This window comes from Acidobacteriota bacterium (genome assembly GCA_030949985.1).
In the GTDB taxonomy this organism is placed as follows: Bacteria; Acidobacteriota; Polarisedimenticolia; order J045; family J045; genus JALTMS01.
Genome location: JAUZRX010000010.1, coordinates 199,423 through 211,943 on the forward strand (window position 1 = coordinate 199,423; position 12,521 = coordinate 211,943).

Below are 12,521 nucleotides of genomic sequence, written 5' to 3' on the forward strand. Positions count from 1 at the left end.
GATGTCCGTTCGCAAGTGGAGCGCTGGAGGTCGAGTCGCGATCGCCCTGCTGGCCGCCGCGACCTTGTTGGGCCTGGCGAACTACTTCGCCCACAAGTACTACACCGAGTGGGACTGGACCGGCTCGGGCTTCTACTCGCTTTCCGATCAGTCCCGGCGCCTGCTCGGCAGCCTCGAAGCCGATGTGCGCATGGTCTCATTCCTGACCGACGCGGGCCAGGCCGGCGGTGACGCCCTGGGCGAGATCCAGGCGGTCCTCGAGCGCATCGCCGCGGCCAATCCCGCCCGGATCACCTTCGAGCAGATCGACCCCTGGCGTGACCCCATGCGCGCCCGGACCCTGCTCCAGGAGTTCGGCATCGATCCCCGCACCGGTGATCAACTCGACGTGGTGGTGGTGGAGTCCGGAGACCGGCGGCGTCACGTCCGCCTGGACGAGATGGTGGAGCTGGAGCCGGGCTCCTTCGGCGGCCCCACCGCGGTCAAGTCGCTGACCGCCGAGGGCGCCATCGTCGCCGCCGTCTCCGCGGTGACCCGCAACCACCGGCCGATGATCCGCTTCGCCACCGGCCACCAGGAACGCTCCATCGACGAGCCCCGGGAACACGGCCTTTCGACCCTGGTCGAAGCCCTCCGGCAAAAGGACATGGACGTGGAGCCATGGGAGGCCCTCGGTCGGCAGAGCGTTCCCGAAGGCACCGATCTGCTGGTGATCGCCGGCCCGGCTCAACCCTGGCTCGAGGCGGAGACCAGGGCCGTCGAACAGTACCTGGAGTCGGGAGGCCGCGTGCTGCTGCTGCTCGATCCCGTGCCTGTGCCCGGAGACAGCAGCCGGCTGGCGGCCAGCGGGCTCGAAGCCCTGCTCGAGCGCTGGGGCCTGGAAGCCCGGGCCGACGTCGTTCTCGACCCGCCGCGAACCCCGGCCTTCATGGGACCGGAGACCTTCGTCGCCGAGCAGGTGGGCGCTCATCCCATCACCGACCCCATGGCGGGCCAGATGGTGCTCGTCAGCATCGCCCGCTCCCTGGCTCCCGCCGGTGACGGGCAGTCTTCGCCCCTGCCCGTAACGCTGCTCGAAAGCTCGCCCCAGAGCTGGGGCGAGACGACGCTCGGCAGCACCCGGCCGGCCGCTTACGATGACGCCGATCACCGGGGCCCGCTGCCCCTGGCCATGGCTGTCGAGCGCCGTGACGGTGGAGACGAGCCCGCACCGGCCGCCACCACCGACGGCGACGAGGCGGCGGACGACACCACCACCGACGACGAGCCCCCGGCCTCCCCTCCGGGGCGCCTGGTGGTGACGGGCGACGTGGACCTGGCTACCAACCTGCTGATCGACAACACCAGCAATCGCGCCTTCCTGCTCAACGCCGTGTCCTGGCTGATCGACGAGGAGCGTTCGCTGGGCATCCCGCCCAAGGATCGCCAGTTGACCCGGCTGCTGCTGACCCCCGAGCAGAGCCAGGCCCTCTCGCTGGTCGTGATCATCGGGCTGCCCCTGCTGGCCGTGCTGATGGGACTCGGCATCTGGTGGCAGCGCCGGGGGAGTTGAGACCGTGAGCAACCGCTCCACGATGATCCTGCTGCTGCTCGCCGTGCTCCTCGGCGCCTTCGTCCTGCTCTGGGAAAAGGACCAGCCGGGCACGGATCAACGGCGGGAGCAGGCCGGACGCATCTTCCCCGGGCTCGAGGCGCCGGCCATCGAACGCCTGCGCATCGAGCGCGCCGGCCGGGATCCCATCGAGATCGAGCGTCACGAGGACGCCTGGCGCCTGGTCGCGCCCCTGGAAGACCGGGCCGACCGCTTTGCCGTCGACGATCTCCTGCGCTCGCTGGTCGAAGCCCGTGCCGCCCGCACCCTCCAGGCGGGCAGGATCGAGGGCGGCGACGCGGCCACGGGGCTCGGCGGCGAGGCGCTTCGGCTCATCCTGACGGACGACGCCGGGCGGCATGTTCTCGAGATCGGCACGAAGGAGGTTCCGGGCGGCCGCCGCTACGCACGCCGGGATGACGCCGCGGACCTGCTGATCGTCGAAGACGGACTCTGGCGTCAACTCGACAAGGATGCCGCGACCTGGCGCGACAAGGAACTGATCGACCTGTCCACCGTGGACTTGCAGCGCGCGGTCTTCGAGGGACGCGACCTGGCCTTCGAGCGCCGGGAGGGCCGCAAGTGGTGGATCACCCGTCCCCTCGAAGACCTGGCCGATCCCGGCGCCGTCAATGGCCTGCTCTCCGCCGTCGTGGGCCTGAGGGCCGAGAGCATCGCCCCGGACGAAGAGCGGGAGGCGGCGGGACTGGAGTCCCCCCGGCTGACGGTGGAACTGGCCGGAGAGGAGCAAAACGTGGTGCTGCGCCTGGGAGCGGCGACCGGCACGAAGGACGGCACCTATTTCGCCACGGTCAGCGACCGGCAGGCCCTGTTCGTGGTGCGGGCGGCTTCCTTGCTGGAAAAGCTCGACCGGAAGGTCCAGGGCTGGCGCTCGAGCCGGGCCCTCGACTTCTCGCCGTGGGACGTGGGGGAATTCGTCATCGAGCGGGGTGACCTGCGGGTCCGGGTCGGACGGCTGGAAAGTTCCGCCACCGCCGAGAACACCTGGATCGCCCTCGAACCGGAGGATTTCCCCCTCGATTCCGACAAGGCCGCGGACCTGCTCTCGGATTTGAGCCTGCTCGACGCCGAAGCCCTGGTGGACGACTCCAGCCCCCCGGGCGCCCCGGAAGCCTCGCTGACCCTGCGCTGGCGGCGCACGGAGGAGATCCCCGACCTGGTGTTCAGCGTGGGGCCCGCCGACGAGGACGGCAGGGTCTGGGCCCGCCGGGACGACCGCCCCACTCCGATGCTGATCCCCGCCGAAAAGGCGGCCCTGATCGATCCGGAGCGTTTGCGCGCCGACCCGTGAGCCGTTGCGCCTGCCGGGCCCTACCTACCGGGGGACTTTACGGAGCCGCGGTGGCATCGCCCTCCGCAGGGGCGGGAACCTGCTCTTCCTTGGGGGTCAGGGCGCGACCGAGGTAGAGGGTCGAAGGCAGGATCTTGATCTTGCCCTGGGCCTGGAGCTGCTGGACCAGTTCACCGGCGTGACGCTCCATGCGGCTCTTGAGGGCCTCGGCGAAGAGCCGATCGCGGATTTCCTCCTTGACGTCCTCGAAAGGGATCACCCCCGCCGGCTTGACTTCCTTGGCCAGGAAGAGGTGATAGCCGTGGGGCGACTCCAACACGCCGGAGAGCTGTCCCTCTTCCAGTTCCAGCACGGCTTCCTTCAACTCGGGGATCATCGGCGCGTTCTCGTTGATCCAGCCCAGATCACCGCCCTTGAGGGCCGTGGTATCGGAGGAAAGCTCGCGGGCCACATCCTCGAAACTCTCGCCGCCGACGATGCGTGCCCGGGCCTTGTCGATGACTTCCTTTTCCCGCAGCCGCTCTTCTTCGGGCGCATCCCGGGCCACCGACCGCATCAGGTGCAACAGGTGGACCTGCCGCGGCTGCAGGAAGATCTCGTCGCGGTACTTGTCGTAGTAGCCACGAACCATCTCGGGAGCCGCCACCGTGTTCATCACCTCGGGAGCGACGACCTCGTCCTGGTACTTGAAGAACAAAGCCTCGAGGCGAATCTCTTCCTTGCGCTCTTCCCGGCTCAGCCCCGAGTTGCGCAGGGACTCGAGCCAGGCCTCGGTGGAGGGGAAGCGGGACATCTCCTCGGCGAGTTTCTCCTGGATCTCCTCATCGCTGACCGTCAACCCCTGGCGCTCGGCTTCCTGGGCCACCACCACGATGCGCGTGAGCAGGTCGCGGCCGGCCTTGATCAGGGAGTACTCGTCGACTTCCACCGGCAGCCCCTGGCGCTTGAGCTGGAGAAGCTGGGTCAGGCACCAGTTGCGCAGCCAGGCCCCACGGATCTCGATCCCGTCGACGATCACCACGGCGTCCTGGAGGGGGATCTTGTTCAGGGCCGACTCTTCTTCTTCCTTCTCGCCCGAACAGCCCGCCAGCAGCAGGCCCGCGAGCAGCCAAGTCGCCATCGAAGCGGCCAGGACCGCGCGGCCGCGGAGGGAAAAGCATCTCCAGCTCATCGTTTTTCCTTTCCCCCTCCCGGGCGAGAGGAACCCGGCCGGGAGGTATCGGCGCATTGTAGAGCCCGCCCCCCGAAGGGGCCAGAGCCGGCGGCCCGGGGGACTGCTATATTCGAAACCAACGTGGACGCCTTTCTTCCCCCGTCGACAGTCCCATCCCGCAGCGGAGCCCCGCGGCTCCGGTCGCTCGCCGCTGCCTGGCTGCGCTTCTGGCCGCTGACGCCGACGGGCCTCGTACTCGTCCTGCTCGCCACCGCGGCCCTGACCTGGGGACGGCGGGAAATGGACCTGGTGCTGACCCTGGCGGGCACCTTCGGGTTGCTGCTGATGGGCGTCGTGGGCCTGGCCACACTGGCCGTCCGCGTGCTCTTCGCGCGAACCCTCGCGCGCAGCCTGGCCGAGACTCCCGGGAACCTGGAAGGGATCGAGGGACGGGCCCTGGCCACCGGGCTGGAACTGCCCCGCCGACGCTGGTGGCTGGCCGCGGAGCCGGAGTGGACACTCCATCGCCCCCCGGCCGACGTGAAAATTCACAAGGGCCGGCGGACCCTGCGCGAATACGCCCGGCCCGCCGACCGGGGCCGGGGAGAGGGACTCCGGCGGGAATACCGGGTCGAGGACCTCTTCGGCCTGTGGCGGTTGAAGGGCCGCGCCGACAGTGACGGGCCCTGGCGGGTGCTGCCGGACCTGGGCGGCTTCGACGCCGCCCGACTGGAAAGCAGCCTCGCCAGCGGCGACCTCCTCTCCCACCCCTGGGGCCCCGCCCGCGGGGACCTGGTCGACGCCCGCAGCTACACCCGCTCCGACCCGGCGCGGCTGATCCTCTGGAAGGTCTACGCCCGCAGCCGGGAACTGTTGGTCCGGGCGCCGGAGACGGCCCGCAGCCCGGAACGCCAGCCGCTGATCTACCTCGTGGCGGGAGACGGCGACAATCCCGCCGCGGCCCTGATGCGCCTGATCATCGAAAGCGGACTTTTCGGCGCAGGCGTCCGCTTCGCCGCCGACGGCCGGCCCACCCCGGTGGAAGATCGCGCCGCGGCCATCGAAGCCGTCGCTCTTTCCGCCGCCCATCGCAACCGGGGCGGCGTCGATTTGGCGGCAGCCCTCGGCCATCCCCTGATCGGAAGCGACGATCCGGTCGTTCTGGTCTGCCCCGCCCTCGAGGGCGGTTGGACCCGACCTGTCATCCGCCACCTGGAGGCCGACCCCGGCCGCTTTTTCGTCTTCGTCGCCGCGGACGTGGCGCCCGATCCGCCGCCCCGGACCCGTTGGCAACGCTGGATGCTGCTCCCGGACCCGCCTGCCGGTCTTCCCCGCCCGTCCTGGCTGGCCATGGCCCGGCGGCTGGCCGGCACGGGCGCCTCCTGCGTCGCCGCGGATCGCCGCTCGGGAGAACTCCTCGCCCTCAGCGGCGGGCACGCCACCCTGGGACGCACCGCATGAGCCGGACGACCAGCGGCCACCTGCGGGAGGCGCTGCCCCTGGCCGCGGTGCTGGCCCTGGCGGCGATTCCGACCTGGATCGGCGCCGCGCCGCTGTCGTCCGTGGCGACCGCGGCGACAGCGGCCTTCGCCGGAGCGCTGGTGGGCCAGAGCCTGGCCCTGCGTCCCCTGCGCACCTGGGTCGTACCGGCCGCCACCCCACCGGCCATCGGTGTCGTGTTCGGCCTGGCCCACCTGGTGGCCCTCCTCGGCGGCGGGATGGGGAGCACCTGGCCCGAACGCCTGCTGCTGGCGCGGGACGCCCTGCTGCTGGGGGGGCTGAGCCTGGTGGGGGCCGTCCTGCTCGCCTTCCTCGCCCGCCGGGTGCGCTGGCTGCGCGTGCTTCCCGCGGCCGGCCTGGTGCTGGCGGTGGCGACCTACCTCGCACCTCACCGGGGCGGGGCGATCCATCGCCCGCGGCTGATTTCCGACGCGGCCTGGACCCACGGCCTGCACCCGGGGCTGCTTCTCGCCCTGGGCGGCGCCGGCGCCGCGGTGCTGGCCGCCCTCGGCCTGTACCGGGTGGGACGGGCCCGCTGGCCCCTGTTGCAGGCCGCCCTGGTCGTCGCGCTGCTGACCCTGCTGGTGGCGCTCATACCCTCGCTGCCCCTGTTCCACTTCGATACGCCCGATCCCCTGCGCCTCGAAGGCCACCCCGAGGACACCGACGTGATCCAGCGGGAGGACCACGGCGGAAGGGGAGCGAAAAAGAAGAAGCAGCGCCCCGACCCCCTGGGCCTCGGCTCCCGGGGGGGGAGGAAGGGCGGCGCGCCGAACAACCAACTGGTCCCCTTCCGGGACGACTATTCGACGGACCAGCCGGATTTCCCGGTCGGCGTGGCAATCCTGGAGGACGACCTGGAACCCGCCTGGGGGGTGTTCTATTTCCGGCAAGTGGCGTTTTCTTCATGGAACGGCCGGCGGCTGGTGCGGAGCTTCGAGCGGGGAATCGACACGGACCTCTTCCCCGGCTTTCCCCGGAGCGCGCCCCTGACGCCCCGGCGCCCTCCCGGCCACCGGTTCCGCTCCGAGCTGGCCTGCACGGTCTCCCTGCTCCACGACCAGCTCTACCCCCCGGTACTGGCCGATGGCGCACGGATCGAGCCGATGGTCGTGGCGGATCCCGCTCTCTTCGTCTCGGCCTTCCGCTCCGTCTCCCAGGTCCTGGTGGGCAAGGGGGAGGATCTGCTGGGCCGAACGGCGGGGTCCGCCGAGTGGAGCCCGCGCCAGTGGCAGGTCTATACCCGGGCCCCGGAAGATCCCCGCTACCTGGACGTGGCCCGCCAGGCGGTCGCACGCCTGTCCCCCCGCTGGCGCCAGGATCCCTGGGCCCAGGCCCTGGCGGTGGGCTCCTGGCTGGAGACCCACACCCGCTATTCCCTGCGCTCCCATCACGCCGGAGCCCCGGATCCCACCGCCTCCTACCTCTTCGGCGACCGCATCGGCTACTGCGTCCACCTGGCCCACGCCGGGGCGCTGATGCTGCGCGCGCTGGGCTTGCCGGCCCGGGTGGCCGCGGGCTATGCCTGTCCCTCCGAGGACCGGGCGGGAGGATCGGCGCTGCTGATCCGGGCCAGTTCCGCCCATGCCTGGGCGGAGATCTACCTCGACCCCGTGGGATGGGTGCCCATCGATCCCTCTCCGGAGAGCCTGGATCCGCCGGTGCCCCCCACGGACCTGGATCTCCAGCGCCTGCTCGGGGAACTGGCGCGCCCGCCGACCCCCACGGGCGGTGAGCCGGCGGGGCGCATCTGGCCGGGCTGGCGTCAGTGGCTGCGCTGGACGGGCCTGCTGGCCGTGGTGATCTGGGCGGCGGGCTTCCCGGTCAAGCTCTGGCGACGGGTGGCACCCTGGCTGGTTTCCGCGGACCACCGCGGTCGCCTCGCCCTGCGGGCCAGCCTCGACCGCCTGGCCGAGGCCGGCCACCTGCGCCGGGAGGGAGAAAGCTGGGAGTCCTTCGCCCGACGCACCGCCTCGGCGGCCCCTACCCTGCCGACCCTGATCCGGCGCCACCTGGCGGCGAGCTTCGGCAGCCACACCCTGAGACCGGGTGAGGGCCGGAACCTGGCCCGGGCGGTGGCCCGGGACATCGCGGCCCGGGCCGGTTGGCGCCGACGACTGGGCTGGCTGCGGCCGTGGCTTTGGACCCGGACGCGATGAAGAACCGACGATGAGGACCACAGAGCCATGGGGCCAGAGGCCCCGGGGAGCGAACCCGTGAGTGAAATCCCGCCCCAGTCCACCGAGACCATGACCCTCGACGCGGCCCAGGCGATTGCGGAAGGCGTCCGGGCCCACCTGCGCGCGGCGCTGGTGGGCCGCGACGACGTGATCGACCTGGTGCTCGTCGCCCTGCTCGCCGGGGGCCACGTGCTGCTCGAAGACTTCCCCGGCTCGGGCAAGACCCTCCTGGCCCGGGCCCTGGGCGAGTCCATCGCTCCCGGCGGGGAAGCGGGCCCCATCGCCCCCTTCCGCAGGATTCAGTTCACGCCGGACCTGCTGCCTTCGGACATCACGGGCGTGTCGGTCTTCGACCCGGACCGGGGCGCCTTCGAGTTCCTGCCCGGTCCTGTCTTCTCTCACATCCTGCTGGCCGACGAGATCAATCGCACCTCTCCCAAGGTCCAGGCCGCCCTCCTCGAAGCGATGGCCGAACGGCAAGTCACCGTGGACAACGTCACGCACCGGCTCGATGACCTGTTCATGGTGATCGCCACCCAGAACCCGCTGGGGCTGGCCGGTACCTTCCCCCTGCCCGCCCCCCAGCTCGACCGCTTCCTGTTCAAGATCCGCATGACCCCCATCGACCGGGATGCGGAACTGGAGATCCTCTCCAGCTTCCGCCGGCACCTGCACCACCAGCCCGCCGGCCTGCCCCCGGTAGCGCGGGACGACCTGGTGGCCGCCCGGGACGCCCTCGAAAGCCAGGTGGAAGTGGCCGCGGCCCTGCGGGAGTGCCTGGTGGACCTGGCCGTGGAAGTGCGGGCCGACGCCCGCGTCGCCCAGGGCCTTTCCACCCGGGCGCTGGTCCAGGCGATCCCCGCCCTCCAGGCCCGGGCCCTGCTCACCGGCCGCGATTTCGTCTCCACCGAGGACATCGAGGCCCTGGCCGAGCCCCTCTTCGCCCACCGCCTGGCGCTGGCGCCGGGCGCGGGCGACGCCCGCGCGGTGATCCTCGACGCCCTCGAAGATCCCCTCGAGCGGGCCACCGCGGCCACGCTGCGCCGCTGATCGCGCCTGTTATCGGACAGCCTGTCCACAAGTGACCGGACGCGCCGCGCCCCCGGCCCGCGCCGCGGCGGGGCCCGGCGTTCTTTCCGGCACACCCCCGTTCGTCCTCTTCCGGGATTTCCCCTGGCACCGCCCTTGCTCCCAGGGGGGGCAGGAGGACATACGAAATGACGATCAAGGCGCGGACCTGGACCACCACTCTCGTCACACTCGCCCTGCTGACCGGCGCCGGCGCCGTCACCCTGGCGGACACGTACACGGCCCACGTGGACAGCCCCGTGGTGATCGGTGACCAGCTCTACCCCGGCGGGACCGTGGTGGTGCAGACGGTGGGTGCCAGCGGCCAGTTGCTGGCGGTCGAGATCGACGGCCGCCGGGTGGCCCTGATCTACCACCGGCCTTTCGAGCGCCGTGTGGGTTCAGGCCGTGCCGATGTGGTGTTCCAGCGGGATGAGCGTGGCTTCTTCCACCTGGCCGCCTGGAACGCCGGTCGCCCGGACACCAGCCCGCATCCCGTGGCGGTCGCCGCCCTGAGCGCCGGCGTGGCCACCGTGCCCGACTACCGTCCTCTCACCCTGCCCGAAGGACAGGCGCTCGCCCGACGCTGACACTCTCCTCTTCCGTTCCGCACGCTGCCGCCCCGCCACCTTCGCGCCCCGCGCGAGTCCCGGTGGCGGGGCTCTTTTCTCGTTCGCCTGCCGGCGCACGCCGTGCCCGGCCTTCGGGTCCGGGGGGGAAGCCGCCGCGGACCGGGGCTATGCTTGTCCTCGTGATGCGCGTCGTATTGATGATCTTGCTCCTGCTCACCGGCGGCCTGGCCCGGGCGGAGGACAGGGCTCCGGCCGATGCGCAAGAAAGGCAGGCGCTCGAGGCCCTCGATAGCGGTCGTTTCGTACGGGCGCGACACCTGGCCGAACAGCTGCTGGCGAAGAACGAGGGTGACCCGGTGGCCCATTTCGTCCTCGGGGCGGCGCTCCACGAGGGCGAAGGCAACATGCCTCTGGCTCTCAACCACTACCGCCGGGCCGAGGAGTTGCTCCAGGACGAATCGGGTGATCCCCTGCCCGGCCAGGAGTCCTGGCATCACCGGATCCTGCTCGCCAAGCTGCTGGTGCTCTCCGATCTGGGGCACTACGAAGAGTTGCTCGCATTGACCGCCCGGCTGCGCCGGCTCTATGAGCACGACTTCTACAGTGTGGACATCTGGCCCCTGATGAAGCTGGGCCGCATCGACGAAGCCCGTCGGGCCGCCGCCCTGGCGTTGGGCACGGGAGACGAGATCGAGGAGGTCATCGCCCGCAACGGCCTGTGCGCCCTCGATGGCTACGAGGCTTGTCGCCAGATGCTCGAGGCCGTCGAGAAGGCCCAACTGCCACCGGCCGTCGCCCTGCGCAACCTGGCCGTGGCCGCCGCCACCTTCGGCCGCTACGACCAGGCCGAACGACTCCTGCTCGAGGCCACCACCCACCCGGATCCCGACATCAACCCCTGGCGGGATCTCGCCGCCCTCTACCTGGCCGAGGGACGGCTGGCCGAGGCCCTCGGCATGGCCAAGAAGATGACCGAGTACGGCCGGCGCCTGCCCCCCCGCCAAAAACAGTATTCGCGGGCCGAGGAAGTGACCGTCAGCGGTTTGCTCCTGCTCCTCGCCGGTCACCCCGAACGGGCCCTGCCCCTGCTCGAGGAGGCCCTCGACCGGCCGGACCGAGACTCCCACTGGTCGGGATCGGCGGAGGAGGTCAACAGCGAGGGAGCGCTGGCCCTGCGGGCGACGCTGCTGACCCTGGCCGAACATCTCGACGAGCGTGCCTCCCTCGAACCCCTCGGCCGCGCCTGGCGCCCGGCCCTGGCGGCGATGATGCTCCGGGTGCGGGCCTGGCGGGTCGGTCGGCGCCTGCTCCCGCTGCTGGCCAGGGGAGGTTTGCGCCCCGGAGAGACGGCCGCGGACCTGTCCCGCCCCGAACTCTCGGCGTCGGGCTGGCTGGTCCTCGACGGTGTGGCCCTGATGGGCCCCGGCCCCACCCTGGGCCTGGTACGGGCCCTGCTCGCCGAGGGCCCCGCCGGAGAAGACCTCCTGCCCCGGGAGATCCGCGATGGCTTCTTGCGGGCCCTCGAGACCGAGGCGCTGTGGCTGAGCGGGCGGTGGACGGCCTGCCTGACCGCCGGCACCGAAGCCCGGCGACAACTCCCACGGGCCGAGCGACTGACTCGCCTGCGCCTGGCCGCCCGGATGGCCGACGCGGCCTGGCACGCAGGCCGACTCGACCAGGCCGCCGCCCTCTACGACGAGGTCCTCGCCGTGGATCCCGGCATGCTTCGACGACTGGGCCAGACGCTGCCCCTGCGCCCGGAAACACCCTCCCGGGCCGCGCGCCTGGCCGCGGCCACCGAACGCTTCACATTCGACCCCCGGGCCCGCTGGAGGGTAACCGACGACGGCCGGCGCTTATGCCTGGAGAGCCTGGAAGGAAGCGCCCTGGCCTGCGCCACCGACCCCGGCCCCACGGCTGCCAGGGCCGTGGACCCGCCCCGGCGCCCCCCGCCGCCCTGGGAGTCGTGGCTCGATCCGGGTCGGCTGTCCGACACCGACCGGCGGCGCGCGTCAGCGCTGCTCGAGACCGCCTTCGCACCTCGGATCGATCTCAGCCAGAGCAGCCTCGACAGCCTCGCCGCATCGGGAGACCTGCACCGGGAGCTGGACCCGGGGACCCTCGGGGAGATCCTGGACCCGGGCAGCTAGCCGCAGCGGCTCATTCCCGGGTGGGCTCGTCGGCGGAATCGACTTCGGAAGCGTCGTCGGGGGCGACGGCCTCCTCCGCGGCATCGGTCCCGGAGGTCTCTTCCTCTTCGAGTTCGATCTCTTCCCAGGGAGCCTTGATGTCGGTGAGATCAGCCTCGTCGTCGTCGAGCCACTGGCGCCAGTTGCCGCCGGTGCCCCTCGAGACCTCGCGCTCTTCGAGGAGTTGGTGCCGCGACTGGGCGGCGCGTTCACCCCGCCCCTCGGCCGCCTTGCCCTTGCGCTTCTTGGGCCGGCGACGGATCTCCTTGGCCCCCTCCTCACCCGGGGCCAGGGGTACCGCCGAGGCTGGCGGGGGGGCCGCGGGGCGAGGCCGGGAAGGGGGCCGTGGAGGACCGCTGGGACCACCGGAGGGGCGACGCGGCGGCGCCTCACCTCTCTCGCGAGCCTGGTTGACCACCAGAGGCCGTCCACCGATCCGACGCTCGTTCATGCCTTCCACCGCGGCCTGCGCCATTTCCGGCGTTTCCAGGGAAACGAAGGCGAATCCGCGGGGACGGCCGGTTTCCCGGTCGGTGACGACGTGAACATCCGTGACTGTTCCGTAAGAGGAGAACAGTTCACGCAGTTCCTCGTTGGTCGTGGAAAAAGGGAGGTTGCCGACGTAAAGACGCGTTGCCATGACTGAGGGGACTCGATCCCAGAATGCACGCCCGGCCACCATTGGCCCGGAGTGGTCTGGAGCATTAAACCCCAAGCGGGACCGGCGGTAAAGGCCCTTTGTGGAGATCCTTCCGCCGGACGACCCGGGGACGGATGCTATCCTGTCCCGGAACCGGGGGAAGCGAGAGGGGTCTGGTGACCTCCGCGGCCTTCAAAGCCGTCCGCTCCGGTGGTCGCGCCATCGGAGGGTGGGTTCGATTCCCACACGCTTCCGCCAAACGCCCCCACCGGGGCCGTCCAAGGGCCGCCGGCCTTTCCCGCCCGGTTGATTCGCC

Annotated in this window: 9 protein-coding genes and 1 tRNA gene; 8 read left to right on the forward strand and 2 right to left on the reverse strand. The window is 71.3% G+C overall.

The genetic code is table 11. The annotated features are described in order from the left end of the window. Position 1: 1 nt before the first annotated feature. Together Q9Q40_02205 and Q9Q40_02210 are read left to right on the forward strand one after the other, a co-directional pair. The gene (locus tag Q9Q40_02205) at positions 2-1,552 is read left to right on the forward strand and encodes a GldG family protein (GenBank protein MDQ7006024.1); all 1,551 of its coding nucleotides are present in this window, start codon (positions 2-4) and stop codon (positions 1,550-1,552) included. A 4-nt stretch (positions 1,553-1,556) separates the two neighbouring features. Beyond that, positions 1,557-2,903: a DUF4340 domain-containing protein gene (locus Q9Q40_02210; protein MDQ7006025.1), complete on the forward strand. Its 1,347-nt coding sequence runs from the start codon at positions 1,557-1,559 to the stop codon at positions 2,901-2,903. Between the two features lie 37 nt (positions 2,904-2,940). Here Q9Q40_02210 and Q9Q40_02215 read toward each other — a convergent pair whose 3' ends face one another. Continuing rightward, positions 2,941-4,074, reverse strand: a complete 1,134-nt coding sequence (locus Q9Q40_02215; protein MDQ7006026.1) for a peptidylprolyl isomerase — start codon at positions 4,072-4,074, stop codon at positions 2,941-2,943. Between the two features lie 123 nt (positions 4,075-4,197). On the opposite strand from Q9Q40_02215, the gene Q9Q40_02220 reads away from it, so the two are divergent. The 5 genes from Q9Q40_02220 to Q9Q40_02240 all read left to right on the forward strand — a co-directional run bounded on the left by Q9Q40_02220 (position 4,198) and on the right by Q9Q40_02240 (position 11,526). Next, complete coding sequence (locus Q9Q40_02220) at positions 4,198-5,517, forward strand: DUF58 domain-containing protein (protein MDQ7006027.1); 1,320 nt, start codon at positions 4,198-4,200, stop codon at positions 5,515-5,517. Further along, positions 5,514-7,715 (forward strand): transglutaminase family protein, encoded by a 2,202-nt coding sequence (locus Q9Q40_02225; protein MDQ7006028.1) that lies wholly within the window; start codon positions 5,514-5,516, stop codon positions 7,713-7,715. Before Q9Q40_02220 ends, Q9Q40_02225 begins: the two co-directional genes overlap by 4 nt. A gap of 57 nt (positions 7,716-7,772) precedes the next feature. Beyond that, a complete protein-coding gene (locus Q9Q40_02230) occupies positions 7,773-8,786 on the forward strand; it encodes a MoxR family ATPase (protein MDQ7006029.1) in 1,014 nt (337 codons plus the stop codon). A 167-nt stretch (positions 8,787-8,953) separates the two neighbouring features. Further along, a complete protein-coding gene (locus Q9Q40_02235; GenBank protein MDQ7006030.1) occupies positions 8,954-9,394 on the forward strand; it encodes a hypothetical protein in 441 nt (146 codons plus the stop codon). A gap of 164 nt (positions 9,395-9,558) precedes the next feature. Beyond that, a complete protein-coding gene (locus tag Q9Q40_02240; GenBank protein ID MDQ7006031.1) occupies positions 9,559-11,526 on the forward strand; it encodes a tetratricopeptide repeat protein in 1,968 nt (655 codons plus the stop codon). Between the two features lie 10 nt (positions 11,527-11,536). On the opposite strand, the gene Q9Q40_02245 is transcribed toward Q9Q40_02240, so the two are convergent. Next, the gene (locus Q9Q40_02245; protein MDQ7006032.1) at positions 11,537-12,205 is read right to left on the reverse strand and encodes an RNA-binding protein; all 669 of its coding nucleotides are present in this window, start codon (positions 12,203-12,205) and stop codon (positions 11,537-11,539) included. A gap of 158 nt (positions 12,206-12,363) precedes the next feature. Between Q9Q40_02245 and Q9Q40_02250 the strand changes: the two genes are divergently transcribed. Beyond that, positions 12,364-12,463, forward strand: a tRNA-Sec gene (locus tag Q9Q40_02250). The last annotated feature ends 58 nt before the right edge of the window (positions 12,464-12,521 follow it).

Bases quoted from the DNA above. Each gene is read 5' to 3' on its own strand.
- Q9Q40_02205 (MDQ7006024.1), top strand. From the start codon at position 2: ATGTCCGTTCGCAAGTGGAGCGCTGGAGGTCGAGTCGCGATCGCCCTG.
- Q9Q40_02215 (MDQ7006026.1), bottom strand. From the start codon at position 4,074: ATGAGCTGGAGATGCTTTTCCCTCCGCGGCCGCGCGGTCCTGGCCGCT.
- Q9Q40_02225 (MDQ7006028.1), top strand. From the start codon at position 5,514: ATGAGCCGGACGACCAGCGGCCACCTGCGGGAGGCGCTGCCCCTGGCC.
- Q9Q40_02235 (MDQ7006030.1), top strand. From the start codon at position 8,954: ATGACGATCAAGGCGCGGACCTGGACCACCACTCTCGTCACACTCGCC.
- Q9Q40_02240 (MDQ7006031.1), top strand. From the start codon at position 9,559: ATGCGCGTCGTATTGATGATCTTGCTCCTGCTCACCGGCGGCCTGGCC.
- Q9Q40_02245 (MDQ7006032.1), bottom strand. From the start codon at position 12,205: ATGGCAACGCGTCTTTACGTCGGCAACCTCCCTTTTTCCACGACCAAC.